The sequence below is a fragment of the Novosphingobium sp. 32-60-15 genome (assembly GCF_002280675.1).
Taxonomy (GTDB): domain Bacteria; phylum Pseudomonadota; class Alphaproteobacteria; order Sphingomonadales; family Sphingomonadaceae; genus Novosphingobium.
Window position 1 is genome coordinate 1 of the sequence record NZ_NCEN01000037.1, and the last position, 14,996, is coordinate 14,996.

14 protein-coding genes are annotated in these 14,996 nt (G+C 60.5%); 6 read left to right on the plus strand and 8 right to left on the minus strand.

The genetic code is table 11. The annotated features are described in order from the left end of the window. Positions 1-121: 121 nt before the first annotated feature. The gene (locus tag B7Y89_RS16970) at positions 122-1,891 is read right to left on the minus strand and encodes an SLC13 family permease (RefSeq protein WP_366416422.1); all 1,770 of its coding nucleotides are present in this window, start codon (positions 1,889-1,891) and stop codon (positions 122-124) included. A 36-nt stretch (positions 1,892-1,927) separates the two neighbouring features. After that, entirely contained in the window at positions 1,928-2,512 is a 585-nt protein-coding gene (locus B7Y89_RS16975; protein WP_292940355.1) for a hypothetical protein, read from the minus strand. A 213-nt stretch (positions 2,513-2,725) separates the two neighbouring features. Between B7Y89_RS16975 and ribB the strand changes: the two genes are divergently transcribed. The 5 genes from ribB (at position 2,726) to B7Y89_RS17000 (ending at position 8,598) form a co-directional block, all read left to right on the plus strand. Beyond that, on the plus strand, positions 2,726-4,000 hold the full coding sequence (gene ribB, locus B7Y89_RS16980) for a 3,4-dihydroxy-2-butanone-4-phosphate synthase (RefSeq protein WP_292940359.1): 1,275 nt from the start codon (positions 2,726-2,728) through the stop codon (positions 3,998-4,000). Further along, positions 4,000-4,257: a hypothetical protein gene (locus tag B7Y89_RS16985; protein ID WP_292940362.1), complete on the plus strand. Its 258-nt coding sequence runs from the start codon at positions 4,000-4,002 to the stop codon at positions 4,255-4,257. Before ribB ends, B7Y89_RS16985 begins: the two co-directional genes overlap by 1 nt. A 55-nt stretch (positions 4,258-4,312) precedes the next feature. Continuing rightward, positions 4,313-5,827: a malonyl-CoA synthase gene (locus B7Y89_RS16990; RefSeq protein WP_292940365.1), complete on the plus strand. Its 1,515-nt coding sequence runs from the start codon at positions 4,313-4,315 to the stop codon at positions 5,825-5,827. A 69-nt stretch (positions 5,828-5,896) separates the two neighbouring features. Beyond that, positions 5,897-7,135 (plus strand): SLC13 family permease, encoded by a 1,239-nt coding sequence (locus tag B7Y89_RS16995; RefSeq protein WP_292940368.1) that lies wholly within the window; start codon positions 5,897-5,899, stop codon positions 7,133-7,135. Positions 7,136-7,251: 116 nt separating this feature from the next. Further along, positions 7,252-8,598: an aldehyde dehydrogenase family protein gene (locus B7Y89_RS17000; protein WP_292940371.1), complete on the plus strand. Its 1,347-nt coding sequence runs from the start codon at positions 7,252-7,254 to the stop codon at positions 8,596-8,598. Positions 8,599-8,854: 256 nt separating this feature from the next. Here the strand turns inward: B7Y89_RS17000 and B7Y89_RS17005 are convergent, their stop codons facing one another. Further along, positions 8,855-9,322 carry a DUF3429 domain-containing protein gene (locus tag B7Y89_RS17005; protein ID WP_292940374.1) on the minus strand — a complete coding sequence of 156 codons (468 nt, stop codon included), beginning with the start codon at positions 9,320-9,322 and terminating at the stop codon, positions 8,855-8,857. 111 nt (positions 9,323-9,433) lie between these two features. Here B7Y89_RS17005 and B7Y89_RS17010 point away from each other — a divergent pair, with 111 nt between their 5' ends. Further along, entirely contained in the window at positions 9,434-10,591 is a 1,158-nt protein-coding gene (locus B7Y89_RS17010; protein ID WP_292940377.1) for an FAD-binding domain-containing protein, read from the plus strand. Here B7Y89_RS17010 and B7Y89_RS17015 read toward each other — a convergent pair. The 5 genes from B7Y89_RS17015 to B7Y89_RS17035 all read right to left on the minus strand — a co-directional run bounded on the left by B7Y89_RS17015 (position 10,588) and on the right by B7Y89_RS17035 (position 14,443). After that, positions 10,588-10,935 carry a type II toxin-antitoxin system RelE/ParE family toxin gene (locus B7Y89_RS17015; protein ID WP_292940380.1) on the minus strand — a complete coding sequence of 116 codons (348 nt, stop codon included), beginning with the start codon at positions 10,933-10,935 and terminating at the stop codon, positions 10,588-10,590. The two genes, B7Y89_RS17010 and B7Y89_RS17015, sit on opposite strands and share 4 nt — an antisense overlap. Next, positions 10,928-11,206 (minus strand): type II toxin-antitoxin system Phd/YefM family antitoxin, encoded by a 279-nt coding sequence (locus B7Y89_RS17020; RefSeq protein ID WP_292940383.1) that lies wholly within the window; start codon positions 11,204-11,206, stop codon positions 10,928-10,930. The genes B7Y89_RS17015 and B7Y89_RS17020 overlap by 8 nt, the downstream gene beginning before the upstream one ends. A 72-nt stretch (positions 11,207-11,278) precedes the next feature. Beyond that, positions 11,279-12,727 carry a methyl-accepting chemotaxis protein gene (locus tag B7Y89_RS17025; RefSeq protein ID WP_292940386.1) on the minus strand — a complete coding sequence of 483 codons (1,449 nt, stop codon included), beginning with the start codon at positions 12,725-12,727 and terminating at the stop codon, positions 11,279-11,281. A 227-nt stretch (positions 12,728-12,954) separates the two neighbouring features. Continuing rightward, on the minus strand, positions 12,955-13,209 hold the full coding sequence (locus B7Y89_RS17030; RefSeq protein ID WP_292940390.1) for a DUF5654 family protein: 255 nt from the start codon (positions 13,207-13,209) through the stop codon (positions 12,955-12,957). 274 nt (positions 13,210-13,483) lie between these two features. Further along, positions 13,484-14,443, minus strand: coding sequence for a CsgG/HfaB family protein (locus tag B7Y89_RS17035; RefSeq protein WP_292940392.1), 960 nt, complete (start codon positions 14,441-14,443; stop codon positions 13,484-13,486). Positions 14,444-14,996 lie beyond the last annotated feature (553 nt).

Here is a 14,996-nt window from a genome sequence, read left to right on the forward strand (position 1 = left end):
TTGATCGTCCAAATTATGGGCGAAACACAATGGACAGGCGTATCACCATCAAGTTACTGAAATAACATCAGAAAGACATGATGTGGTATAGATATATGTTAAGTTCGGGCAGAGAAGCGGCTTACAATGGCCAGAAGTAGAGGATCAGCGGCGTGCCCAAGACCGCGACAAGCACGGAAAGCGGCGCACCCAATCGCGCGTAATCGCCAAAGCGGTAACCGCCCGGCCCCAGCACCAGCGTGTTGCATTGATGGCCAATGGGCGTGAGGAAATCGCAGCCAGCGCCCACGGCTGTCGCAATCAGGAACGGCTCTGGCCGATAGCCCAGTTCCGATGCAAAAACCGCCGCGATTGGCGCCATGACCAGCACCGTTGCCGCATTGTTCAGGAACGGCGTCACCGCCATTGCCGCCACCAAAATCAGCGCGACGGCACCCCACGCCGGCAATTGCACCGCAAATTCGGCAAGACCCTGCGCGATAACATCCGACGCCCCTGTTGTTTGCAACGACGCGCTGACCGGGATCAGCGCCGCCAGCATGATCAGAATGGGCCATTCCACCGCTTCGTAAGCTTCATTCACCGGCAGCGCGCCGCTGATCACCGCCACCGCCGCAGCCGCGAAAAATGCGACGGCAGCAGGCACCGTCCCGCTTCCCGCAGCCACCATCGCCACTGCCAGAATGGCGATGGGCAACCAGCGCTTGCGCGCCGATCCCAGCCGCATCGGGCGTTCGGCCAAAGGCAGCGCGCCCAATTGCTTCAGCCGCGATGGCAAGACATCGAGCGGTCCTTGCAACACGATCACATCGCCTGCGCGCAAAGAAATCTGGCCCGGCTTGGCGGTAATCGTCTCGCCCGCGCGCGATACCGCGATCAGATTGATGCCCAGCCGCTCGCGCATCAACAACCGTCCCGCCGTTCGCCCGATCAGCGCGGAATCACTGCCAACCACCGCCTCGATCACGCCGACATTATCGGGCGGTCCGCCGCTGCCCTCCTTGCCCTCGCCCGCAAGCGCAAGGCGGTCTGTCGCAATCACGCGCTCCAACGCGTCGGGATGGCCGGTCAGGATAAGGACGTCGCCCGCCTCGATCACCACACCGTCATCAGGCGCACCGCGCATCGCGCCGCGCAACAGCCCGGTCACTTGCACCTGGTCTTCGTGGCGTTCGGTAAACTCGGTCACTGTCTCGTCAATCGCCGATGAACCTGCCCCCACCGTCGCCTCGATGGCATAGGCCGAAATATCGATCGCCTCGCCCAGCCCTTGTGTGGCCTGCCGGTCTTGCGGCAACAAACGCCAACCGAGCGCGAGGAAGACAAGGCCCATCAACAACAGGAACAGGCCCGTCGGCAAGTAATCGAACATGCGAAACGGTTCGCCGGTCATTTCCTCGCGCACGCGGCTGACGATGATATTGGGCGATGTGCCGATCAGCGTCATCAAACCGCCCAGCAGCGAAGCAAACGCCATCGGCATCAAATAGACAGATGGCGACCGGTTCTCTTTCTTCGCCATTTGCACCGCTGACGGCATCAGCATGGCCAGCGCGCCGACGTTCTTGATCAACGCCGATGAAAAGCCGACCGTTGTGGTGAGCAAGACCAATTGCCCCGTGGTGCTGCGCACACGCGTGGCAATGCGCATCAACAACCCGTCAATCAGGCCCGAACGCTGGACAGCGGCGGACATGACCAGCGCCGACCCGACGATAATCACAATATCATCGGAAAAACCGGAAAACGCCTCAGCCGGTTTGACAACGCCAACAACCATTGCCGCCAGCAACGCGATCACCGCCGTCACGTCATACCGAAAGCGCCCCCACACGAAGAGCGCCATCATCCCGGCAAGAGTGGCAAGTGAAAGCCATTGGGGCGTTGTCATTACATCCCCAACTGGCACAGGCCGCTACGGTTCCCGTCAGAACAGTCGCAATTCGCCTTGCAAGGGCTTGGGCGTTATTGCCGCCGCCCGTGGTGCATTGTGCCGGGGCAACAGGCACCGAGCCAACCCTTGCAGCACATAAACCGCATTGCGCTGCCCGCCGCGGTTGGGATGATCCACCGCATAGCCCGCATAATAACGCCGCAAAAGCCCTGCTGCGACCAGTTCAGACACCGCACGGCTCAGGTTGGTCTTGCCCGAAGCGCGAATGCGGTCGCGCAATTCGCGTTCAACCATCGCCGCGCTTTGGCGGGAGTCCTTGGGCAATGCGCCGGTCGCGGTCAGATCCGCCTCAACCCGCGCGGCCAGGGCAATGCGGCGCGGATCACGCCCCCCCATCGGCGCGAGGCTATCGCACAGCCAATCGCGCAAGGTGTGCATCTGGCGGTCCCGCTTTACAAATGGCCCCGCCTCACCATCGGCATTGGCCACTTCGGCAATCAGGCTGAGCACCATGAAGGCATAGCGCGGGCGCGTGCTGGCATGGGCCAGCATATCCAGCAGCGCGGCCATTTCGCCGGTCTGGCTTTTTGCCGAAGATGTGATGGCGGAATGGAACATTACGGGATTCAAGGAAGCACATAACGGGATTCAAGGGAATCCCCCATCTGGCTTGCGCCGCTGATAATCCAACATTTGTCGCTTGTGACACTTTGCCCTCGGGTAAAGTGTCACAGCCGCTCCTTTGCCCAAACCTGCCCCGACGGGCGATACCTCACACTGTAATGTGAGATCGCTTGACAGAAATCATCGCAGTGTGAGAAGGCGAATCCCATGGCACAGGACATCTTGGCGCGTGCGCGCAAACTCATCGAAGACCGCATCATCTCACGGGCCGCCCTCGCCCGTGCCGCCGGGCTTCATCCCAATTCCTTGCGCGATGTATTATCGCCCGAATGGAACCCCACGGCTGACACGCTGAGCAAGCTTGAACGCGCAATGGACAGCGAAGACGAAGACGAGTTCGAACTCGCCACGGTTGAAGAGATGATCGCTGAAGTGCGCAATGGCCGCATGGTCATTCTGGTGGATGATGAAGACCGCGAAAACGAAGGCGATCTGGTTATCCCGGCGCAAATGGCAACACCTGAATCGATCAACTTCATGGCAACGCACGGGCGTGGATTGATTTGCCTGTGCCTCACCAGTGAACGCGCCAGCCACCTTGGCCTTGAACTGATGGCGCGCAACAATGGCACCCGCCATGGCACTGCCTTCACCGTTTCCATCGAGGCGCGCGAAGGCGTGGACACCGGCATCTCCGCCGCTGACCGCGCGCGCACGGTTGCAGTTGCGGTTGACGCCGGCAAGACCAAGGATGACCTTGTTACCCCCGGCCACGTCTTCCCGCTGATTGCGCGCGATGGCGGTGTGCTGGTCCGCGCCGGCCATACCGAAGCCGCGATTGATCTGCCGCGCCTTGCCGGTCTTAATCCATCGGGCGTGATCTGCGAGATCATGAATGATGACGGCACAATGGCCCGTCTGGATGACCTGAAAATCTTCGCGCGCAAGCACGGGCTGAAAATCGGCACGATCCGCGATCTGATCGAATATCGCCGCCGCAACGATCACTTGGTTGAATGCATCCAGCAGGCCCCGTTCGAAACCGATTACGGCGGCGACTGGACGATCAAGACCTATCGCAACAAGGTGGACGGCTCGGTCCACCTCGTCCTGCAAAAGGGTGCGATCCTGACCGATCAGCCAACGCTGGTGCGTATGCACACCATTTCGATCCTGTCCGACGTGCTCGGCAGCCCCGGCCCGCGCAAGCGCATCTTGCAGCGCGCAATGACGGAAATCGGCGAAGCGGGCGCAGGCTTGATCGTGCTGCTGATGCCGGGCGAACCCGATCACCTGATCCGCGAAGTTGATGGCACCGGCGGGCGCGACATGGAATTGCGCAGCTATGGCATTGGCGCACAAATCCTTGCCGACCTTGGCGTGCACGACATGATCCTGCTCACCAATTCGCACCATAACCTCGTCGCGCTCGAAGGGTATGGCCTCAGCATCAAGGGCGAACGCGCTATCCCGAAGGTGTGATGACAAAGAAGCGCCGGTTCCTGACAGCGACGATGCCCGATGGTTATGTGAAGACCATCGGGCCCACCGCGGACACATTCACGCATTATTGGCGGATCGTGGCCGTGCTGGAAAACGGAAAGACCGAAGTGTTCTGGGGCCACACCCGTTCCTTGGCAGAAGCCCGCCGCAAACGCGCACCTGCCGATGAAGCGGCGCGCACGCGTGGCTGGAAAAGCTTTACCTTCGAAATTGCCGAACTGACCGAGACGGCTTAGGGACCGCGCACATCCATTTATTGCAAGGTGCCTTGTGGTCGCTCATCCGTCAGACATGTTTTCGCTGTTCCTTGCACGGTGCGCCTCCACCCCGCAGGCCCCGTTCCTGATCGCCGCCGATGGCACGGTATTGACTTATGATGGTGCGCTGCGCCGCTCTGCCCAACTGGCCAATGCCTTTCGCGCCAAGGGCGTTCGGCCCGGTGATCGCATCGCCATTCAGGTGGAAAAATCCCAAACCGCACTGCTGACATGGCTGGCCGCGTTGCAGGCAGGTGCGGTCTATCTGCCGCTTAACACCGGCTATACCACGGGTGAATTGCGCTATTTTCTGGGCGATGCACAGCCTGCCCTGCTGCTCTGCCGCACCGGCGATGAAGCCCCGCTCAGCGCGCTTTGCGCCGAAATCGGCGTGCCTGCGCTCCTGACGCTTGATGCAGATGGCACCGGCGGCACGTTGATTGCCGCAGCCGAAGGCCAGCCTGAAACGTGCGAACGCGCAGCCACCACCGCCGATATGCTGGCTGCCATCCTCTACACCTCGGGCACCACCGGACGCAGCAAAGGGGCGATGCTTGCCCACGCCAATCTGGCCTCAAACGCGCTGACACTGGTCGATCTGTGGCGCTTTACCGCCAATGACCGCCTGCTCCACGCTTTGCCCATCTTCCACACGCACGGGCTTTTCGTGGCAACCAACATCGCCATCGCGGCAGGATCGGCCATGATCTTCCTGCCCAAATTCGATGCCGATGAACTGGTCCGCCTAATGCCGCAAGCCAGTGTGTTGATGGGCGTGCCCACGTTCTACACCCGGCTACTCGGCCATCCCGGCTTTACCCGTGACCTTGCCTCCACGATGCGGCTGTTCATTTCGGGCTCGGCTCCACTTTCGGCTGAAACACACAAGGACTTCAGCGCGTTGACCGGTCAGGCAATCCTTGAACGCTATGGCATGACCGAAACCAACATGAACACGTCGAACCCTTATGACGGTGTTCGCAAACCCGGCAGCGTCGGCTTCCCCCTACCTGATGTGGCGTTGCGCATTGCCGATCCTGCCACCGGCACAATCCTTCCGCAGGGCGAAATCGGCGGCATCGAAGTGCGCGGCCCCAATGTGTTCATGGGCTATTGGCAAATGCCCGAAAAGACCGCGCAAGAATTCCGCGCCGACGGCTTTTTCATCACAGGCGACATGGGCCTGATCGATGCCGAAGGCTACGTCCACATTGTCGGCCGCGCCAAGGACCTGATCATCGCGGGCGGGTTCAACATCTATCCTGCCGAAGTCGAAGCTGCTCTGGACGAAATCCCCGGCATCACCGAAAGCGCCGTCATCGGCGTGCCGCACCCTGATCTGGGTGAAGCGGTTGTGGCGGTGGTCAAATCCACTGACGCAACGCTGGATCAGGACGCGATTGCGGCGGCGTTGAAGGACCGTCTGGCACGGTTCAAAGCGCCGCGCGCGGTCATCGTGGTCGATGAACTCCCCCGCAACGCCATGGGCAAAGTGCAAAAGAATGTGCTGCGCGAAGAGCACAAAGCACTATTCCAAAACCAGGCATAAACCCGCCTCCGTTCGAAACGAACGGGTTTTGGGTGAATAGAAATTGGCCAGAGAGAGGGAAGCCCACACATGATCATCGCGTCAGTCATTATCCTGATTGCGATCTTTGCCGCTGCAATATGGCTGCCGGTCAATATGGGGCTTATCGGCTTTGCTGCCGCGCTGGGCCTTGGCATGTTTGGCGCTGGCATGGGCGTGAAAGACGTGCTTGCGGGCTTTCCGGCGGACTTGTTCCTGACCCTGCTTGGCATCACATATCTGTTCGGCATCGCAAGCCGCAACGGCGCGATTGACTGGCTGGTTGCGCGCACCGCCTATGCGCTGGGCACGCACACCGCATTTCTGCCGGTGCTTGTGTTTTTTGTTGCGGGCGGTTTGACGGCGCTGGGCGCTGTTGGCCCTGCAGCGGTGGCCATTGTCGCGCCCATTGCGCTGCGCTTTGCCCGCGCCCACGGCTTTTCGCCATTGATGATGGGCTTGATGGCAGTGCACGGCGCGCAGGCCGGTTCGTTCTCGCCCATTTCAATCTATGGCGGCATCGTCAACACGGTGCTGGAACGCAACGCTATTGTGCCCGCGCCCATGTTCCTGTTCTGGTCAAGCGCTGCGTTCAACGCAGCTATCGCGCTGATGATCTGGGCGATCTATGCGCGCCGCGCCCAAATTGCCCACGCGCATTTGCCAGGCGATACGCACCCTTCCCCCGCCCCTGCCGCGCTAGATCGCGATGGCGCGTGGACCTTGGCGGGTTTGGCCGCGCTGGCGGCAGGCGCGCTGGTGTTCAAAATCGACATCGGGTTCATGGCGCTGCTGGTCATCATCGCACTGTCCGTGGTCGCCCCGCGCACCCAAGAACGCGCGCTCAAACACGTTGACTGGTCCACCATCCTGTTGATCTCAGGCATCGTCATTTATGTCAGCGTCATGGACAAACTGGGCACGATGGACGCTGCCAGCATGATGATCGGCACGGTCGGTTCGGCAACGCTTGGCGTGTTGCTGTTGTGCTATCTTGCAGGCATCGTCTCGACCTTTGCCAGCTCCACCGCCCTGCTCGGCGTCGTGATCCCGCTCGCCGTGCCACTGCTGACCGGATCAGACCTGGCCCCCGTCGCGGTCGTCACCGCCATCTGCATCGCCAACACCATTGTCGATACATCGCCCTTCTCGACCAATGGCGCGCTGATTGTCGCCAATTCGCCCGAGGAAGAGCGCCCTGCGATGCTGCGCAATCTGTTGGGCTACACCTCGATCGTGGTCATTTTCGGCCCTCTTGCGGCATGGGCGGCGTTCGTCGGCGTGTTCTGATAAAGTTTGGTTGCCTAACGTTTCACACACTGGCAAGCGTTGACGCCTGACGTTGCCTCGCGCCGTTGCGGTTGGCAGGGTCAATCCATCCAAAACGTGCAAGGCCGAGTATTCCGATGACCCAGACCCAGCCCAACGCAACCGATCTTTCCGCCGACATCGCCCGCATTTTTGCCCTGCAGCAGGCCAACCAGTGGAAGGTGAAAGCCACCTCTGCCGATCAGCGCAAAGCCAAGCTGGCCAAGCTGAAAGCCGCTGTCGAAGCGCACACCGATGCCATCATCGCTGCCGTGCTCGAAGACACGCGCAAGCCGCTGGGCGAAATCCGCGTGACCGAAGTGCTGAACGTCACCGGCAATATCCAGCGCAATATCGATAACCTCGATGCGTGGATGACCCCCACCGAAGTGACGCCATCGATGAACCCGGCTGACAAGGCGCGGATCATCTATGAAGCGCGCGGGGTGTGCCTGATCCTCGGCCCGTGGAACTTCCCCTTGGGCCTCGCATTGGGACCGGTTGCTGCTGCGGTTGCTGCGGGCAATTGCTGCATGGTGAAGCTCACCGATCTGTGCCCTGCCACCGCCAAAGTTGCAGCATCGATCATCGCCGATGCCTTTGACGAAAGCGAAGTCGCCGTGTTGCAGGGCGATGTCAGCGTCGCCAGCGCGCTGCTCGAATTGCCGTTCAATCACATCTTCTTCACCGGCAGCACCCGCGTCGGCAAGATCGTGATGGCAGCCGCGGCCAAACATCTGGCCAGCGTCACGCTGGAACTTGGCGGCAAATCGCCGGTCATTGTCGATCAGGGTGCAGACATCGCCAAAGTGGCGGCGCAACTGGCCGCAGCAAAACAATTCAACGGCGGGCAAGCCTGCATCAGCCCGGACTATGTCTTTGTGCGCGCCGAAGACAAGGCCGCGCTGGTTGAAGGGTTCAAGACCAATGTGGCAGCCAACCTTTATGAAGATGGCGCAATCAAAAAGGATTCCATCGCGCAAATCGTCAACCCCGCCAATTTCGCGCGGGTAAAGGCGCTGTTCGATGATGCGGTGGAAAAGGGCGCAACCGTGGCAGCGGGCGGCGTCCTCGAAGCGGAAGACCTGACCATTCACCCCACCATGCTGACCGACGTCACCCCGCAGATGAAAATCCTGCAAGAGGAAATCTTCGCGCCGATCATCCCGGTCATGACCTATGAAACGCTCGATCAGGCGATCGGCTATATCCAGTCGCGCGACAAGCCTTTGGCGCTGTATGTTTACAGTCCCGATGAAGCCAACGTGGCCCGCGTGCTCAATGAAACCTCGTCAGGCGGCGTCACCGTCAACGGCGTGTTTTCACACTATCTGGAAAACAACCTGCCGTTCGGCGGCGTGAACCATTCCGGCACCGGCAGCTACCACGGCTACTTCGGGTTCAAAGCCTTCAGCCACGAACGCGCGGTCTATCTGCATAGCTGACCGGTCGAAGGCAGTGCCGTACCCTTGCGATAGGGTCGGCCTGCCCTTCTGGCGTTTGATTGTTTCGTGCAGAGACCCAGAGAAGAAGGCGAGACGCGCAGGTACAGGCTTGGGCCGGAAGGCCTGTCGCAGGTCCTAACTTGCGCAAGGTGTGGCGGTTAAGCTTGAAAAGCGGCTTTGCCGAAAGCACTCTGCGCGTCTCGCCTTCTTCTCTGCGTCTCTGCGCGAAACCGGTTCAAGAGCTGCATCAACAACCCTAACGCCCGCCCAAACCCTGCTCGGCCCAGGCCAGCGCCAGCGTCAACATGCCAAGGCCGCCTGCCATCGCCATGCGCAGCGCCAGCCATCCCGCGGGCAATTCCACCATCCGCGCCAACCACCGGTCCACCAACGGACTGGCAAGCAATAGTACTCCCAGCACCACCAGTGCCGGTCCCGGCCAGTTCCACCCCACCGTCCACGGCAGCAGCGCGGCCAAAGCGATCAGGCTCGGCAAAACCGCCACAACATAGATCTCGGCATGGCGCGCGCCGCGCAACAGTGCGGTCATCCACCACATGCCGCCCAGAAACGACAGGATCAGCGCGGCGTAAAAGCACCCCGCCGCCAAGGCGCTCCACCCCAATGGCCCGCCGCCGATTACAAACCACAGGCAGATCGCTTGCGGCAGCCACCCCGAAAGGCCCAGCACCACCACCGGGCGGGGCAAATTGGCAAAGGGCATAGGGTGGCTCCTTGAAGAACAAGGCAAGGCGATGTCCGCAAAGGCGGCACAACACAACATGGCCATCCTGCCACGTCGCCGCGCCTGCGCGGGCCCCGTAAGGGCGAGCGCATGTCGTCACTCCCCCTCACCCGTCACGATGCACTTGCCCGTCTGGGCCAATTCACACCGCGCGCGGGCACCGCTTATGCGGCGCGCCGCAATTTCGTGCGCGCCGATGGGGATCACGCCGATGTGTCGCGCCTGTCCGCCGCCTTGCGCCGCCGGGTGATTGGTGAAGATGAAGTTGTGCGCGCCATTCTTGCCGCGCATCCCTATGATCGCGCAGAGAAATTCATTGCCGAGGTGTTCTGGCGCACATACTGGAAGGGCTGGCTGGAAGCCCGCCCCGGCGTGTGGGACCAAACCCTGGAACACGCCGCGCTGCAACAGGCCAACCCCGCCCTTGCCCGCACCGCAGCGGCTGCCATCGAAGGCCGCACCGGCATTGCCGCGTTCGACCATTGGGCGCGCGAATTGGCCGAAACGGGGTACTTGCACAATTGGGCCCGCATGCAGGTCGCCTCGATCTGGACGTTCACGCTCGGCCTGCCATGGCAACTGGGCGCTGCCTGGACCTATGACCGCCTGATTGACGCCGATCCTGCCTCAAACACGCTCAGCTGGCGCTGGGTGGCGGGCCTGCACACCGCGGGCAAAGCCTACCTTGCCGATGGTGACCGGATCGCCGCGATGACCGGCCAGCAGCTTTGCGCCAAAGGCCTCGCCACCGAAGCGCGGATCCCGCAGGACACCCCCCTGCCCCCGCGTAGCGCGCCGCGCGACCCGCGCGCGCCAGACCCTGCGCAGCCCGCGCTCGTGCTCATCACGGCCGAGGATTGTTCGCTTGAAACCGTGCTGCCCGTGCTGGACATCCGCGCCGTTGCCAGCACCCGCCACCCCGCGCTTTCGACACCGGACCGCATCGCCGTGTCCGATGCGCTCACCCGTGCTGCGCAGCATTGGCAGTGCCCGTCAATTGATTATGCCGATGATATCGCAGCGCTCGCCCGCGCCTATGGCTGCACCCAGGTGGTCACCGGCTATGCCCCTGTCGGGCCGGTAGCCACGGCACTGGCACAACTCGCCCCTGCCCTTGCCGCCCAAGGCATCACATTGTCCGAACACCAGCGCGAATGGGACCGCCTGGCTTGGCCGCATTGCAGCAAAGGGTTCTTTCAATTGAAAACCCGCATTCCCGATCTGCTGCGCGAATACGGAATCGCTTAGGTTCCGCCCGCTTTCACCAATCGCTTGTGCAGCAGGCTGACAAAATCGCGGCGGCTATCAGCCACCAGCGCAACCGTCACCGCATCGCCCTCAAGCAAGTAGATGATCCGGTAAGGCGCATGTGAAATCTGCCGCCAATTGCGCTCACCCATCGCTTCCAGTTCGGGCGGAATCGGCCCGCGTTCGGGAAAGTCGGCAAGGCCGCTGATCGTCTCGACAATCGCCGCAACATAAGCGCGCGCGCCGTCCCATCCCTCATCGCCGCGCTGTTCGCGGCGCTGTTGGAATATCTCGGAAAGGTCCGCGCGCGCATCTTCGGAATAGCGCAGTTCGGCTTTAGGCATCGGGCGGACGTTTCCCGGTGATCTTTTCCATGATCCCTTCAACCGGATGCACTTTGCCTGCCGCAATGTTCTCGCGCGTCATCGCCAGAATCTTCAGCAGCGCCATCGTTTCCTGCATCTGGTAATAGCTGGCAGCATCCTGCAACACCGCCTTGGCCTCGCCATTTTGCGTGATGATCAGCGGTGGCGCGCCCTCGTTCAATTCACGAATCACCTCGGCGCTATTGGCTTTAAGGTAACTGATTGGCTTAATGCGTGTTTCAAACCCCACCGGACGCGCTCCTGTCTAAATTCGGTCCGAATATAGACTTGATGATTGCGCCTGTCACGCCCCGAGTGCGGGTCAGGCCGCGCGCAGGTGCGCCGCCTGCCCTTGCCTGCTACCGCCAAAGGTGATGCGGAACCGCGCCACCGCACTGCCCAATTTGCCCGTAGTATCCGACATGCTCCGCGTCGCCGCAGCGCTTTGCTCCACCATCGCCGCGTTTTGCTGTGTCATCACGTCCATTTCGGCAATGGCGCGGTTCACGTCATTGGCGCGTTCGGCCTGCTCCTGCGTCAATTGCGCCGCATCGCTAACCCCGCCGCTGATGTCGGTCACTTTGCCGATGATGGAATGCAGCACAGTGCCCGCGCCCTTTACCAGTTCGGCCCCGCGATCCACTTGTTCGCGGCTTGATGAAAGCAAGCGCTTGATATTGTCGGCAGCTTCGGATGATCGCTGCGCCAATGCACGCACTTCATTGGCCACAACGGCAAATCCGCGTCCCATTTCGCCCACTCGCGCCGCTTCAACGCCCGCATTCAGCGCCAGAAGATTGGTCTGGAACGCCAGACCATCAATGATTTCTGTAATCTGGACAATCTCTTGCGCGCTTTGCTGCGCATCGGCCATCGCGTCCACCGCCTCGCGCACGGCCTCTCGGCCCTGATTGGCCTCGTTTTCCGCCTCGTTTGCAGATTTGCGCAAATGCGTCATCGATTGTGCCGTGCGGCCAAGACCGTCGGACAATTCGTTCATCGCCCGCGCACAATCCTGCACGTTGCTGGCCTGCCGTTCGGTCCGTTCGGCCAGATTGTCCGATGCGGCGCGGATTTCGCTGCTTGAAGTGGCCAGATTTTCAGTGCCTTGCGATACCAGACTGATCGTTTCAGCAAGGCGCGCGGTGGCGGCGTTGAAATCATCCTCGGCCTGACGATAGCTCTCAGGCAGGCCCGTCATCCGCGTGGTCAGGTCACCGTCTGCCAGGGATTTCAGCGCCGTGCCCATTTGCCCCAGCACGATCTCGCGCGTGGTCTCCTCGGCCTTGGCAAAATAGACCGACAGCGCCATGTCCATATCGATCATCGCCACTTTAACCAATGCGACCAGATCCTTGGCCATGCGGCGGCGGCCCGGCATGAACCGCGCAAATCCGCGCAGCATCATCCCGTTGATCAGATGCTCCATGATCAGCGCATAGCCACCGATATACCATTTCGGTTCAAGCCCGATGCGCGCATGGGTATTGCCGATGATCCGCGTGCGATCCACATAAGACTGGTCCAGCCCCTTGCGGAACAACTGGATCCAGTGGTCACGCTGCGCCGAACGGGCATGGCTTATCCGGTCGCGTGAGGCAAAGAACCGTTGCAATTCGGGCGTGCCCGTCAGCTTTTCGTAAAACTGCTCCAATCCGGCATCGACAGAACGCTCCAACAACCGTTCAAGCCGCGCAAAGCTGTCCTGATTGCGCTCAAGTTCATAAAAGCCGATACGATCTTTCAACTCTGGCGATGGTGTCATGGTCATAATAAACAGCCCTGCCCGGTGTGAGTGGCTGGCAATACCATTCCTACCTAAAGTCTTGTTGCGCGGCTCTTTACGCATAGACAGCTATGAACCAAAGTACATGTTCGGCGCATAACCCAAGAACAACACCGCCCGGCCAGTGACCGCAACTATCGCTGGAAGCATTGGCGAACCAATGGTGTGCAGGCACTGGCCGGACAGTTAAAATTCATCCGAGAACTTGCGCTTTAACCTTCAGCTTCGCGTACAAATTCGGCATCGCCGCCGATTTTCGCCGCCATCTGTCCCAACAGCCTCAGCACGACAATCGCCAACACGGTTGCGAGGATCGCGTAACTGTACAGTCCGGCCAGATCGTCACCCATGCCCAATAATGCCAGCGTGGCCTTGATCGCTTCATTCCACGCCAGCGCCGCCACAAGCCCGAATGAAGCTGAAGCCAATGCAATCATCGTTTGTATCATTGCTTTTGGGTCGGTCATTGTTGTCACTCCTGTCCAAAGGATTAGTCCCTTGGGCAAAGTGGCAAGTATCAAAGCCCTGCGCAACACTTAGGGTCAGGACCACTTAATCCCGCCTTCGAGGTTTGAGGCAAAATGGCTTGGTGCAAGGCGGATAGGCGCAGGAATAGCGGTTCTATTTCAAGACTATCCAACGCAGCAGCAGGCCATTTTGGTCAAATCCCTGCGGGACGCCGGAATGGCGAGATTAAGTGGTCCTGACCCTACATCGCAGCGCTGTATTGGGACATTCAGCCTATTGCGCCGGTTGCAACTTGGTATTCAGGACCCAACCGACATTGTCGTTTTCATCGGCAACTTCCCACCACAGGCCCTGCTTGTTTCCGGTAGGATAGACCGTGGCGCCCGATGGCAATGTGCGGATCACCGCGCCGCCCGCCGCCGCCGTCTTGCGCATGGCAACAGGGGCGATTGCGGCAAAGCTCTTGGTTGGCGATGCTTCAGCCGTGCCCGTGCTGCCGGCCTGAACGCCGCCCAGCTCCGTCACCAGTTTGGAATAGGCATCGATGAAAGCCAACGTCACGATGCGGCCAATGTCCGTGCTGTCATAACCGCCGCCAACCGCGCCAGCACCAACGCCTGCAAAGAATGCGCCGCCGCCGCCAAAGCCGATGTCGTTCTTCGCGGCATAGCCTTCAATCGTGGCGATGGTTTCGGTTGTGCGCACATTCGTGACCGAAAGCACGGTGTTCGCCTCAAGCTTGCGGCTGCGAATGCCGCCCAGAAGCCCGCCGAACGGACCGCCCAGAATGCCGCCGATGGCACCGGCTGCCCCACTGCCCTGCGCATTGCGGTTGGATGCCTGCACTTCGGCGATCAAGACATAATCAGCCGCTTTGATCTGGTTCTGGCCGACGTTCGATTTGCGCTGAAGACCAAGGCCTGCACCAATGTCACGTTCAAGCCGCGCGGCGTTAAGGCCGCTGCCGCGATCAACCAGGTTGAAACAGCCCGAACGCTGCACGATGACTTTGAGCAGCTTTTGCGGCGGTGCAAGGCTGAATTGCGACCAGCCCGACGGGTCATCACCGTCCATGATGGAGATCGTGCCCAGCTTGCGGGTGCAGCGCGGAACATCTGCCGCGGCTTGGCGCTGAAGCTTTTCGGCGTTGGAGGGCTTGGCCTGCTTCGGTGCTGCCGCAGCCGGAGCCGAGATCAGCGAGGCGGCTACAAGCGAAACCAATAGGTACTTCATTGCGCCCCCCGGACTTGAATTCAGCAGCGATTCTTCAGGCAATATTGCTGAACCACTTTGGTAGTGCCGTCAATATTGTTAACCCTTCTGCAGCTAACGATAATCGGCCAATTCCGCTGTGATCATTTGCACTTACTGCACCTGCACACGGTGATCTGGGCAAAACGGGCTTGCTGAGGGTGAGCCATATGGCAAACCTCTGTCCGCACAATGCCTGTCGGGATCTGGCCGACATCCTTTAAGGGTTATGAAAGCACGTGGACTGAAATACATTGTTCAGTCTATAATCATCCTTATGACGCAGCCTCCGTTACCCTTCACGGCCATTCCATGGGATGCAGCATTGGCCCACGCTCTTGCCAATGCCAGCGCAGCGCTGGCACGTCTTGACGCCCGTGTTTGCGCAAGTCCGGTAAGCGCCGCGTGGAAATTGCGCGCCAGCTGGACCGGTTATTGTGACGCGCCATATTTGACGCCATTGCCGAACTCCGTCGAGCCGTTGGCACGCCATAGATAAATGCACTGACCTTTTTTCACCTCCCAACCCCACCTC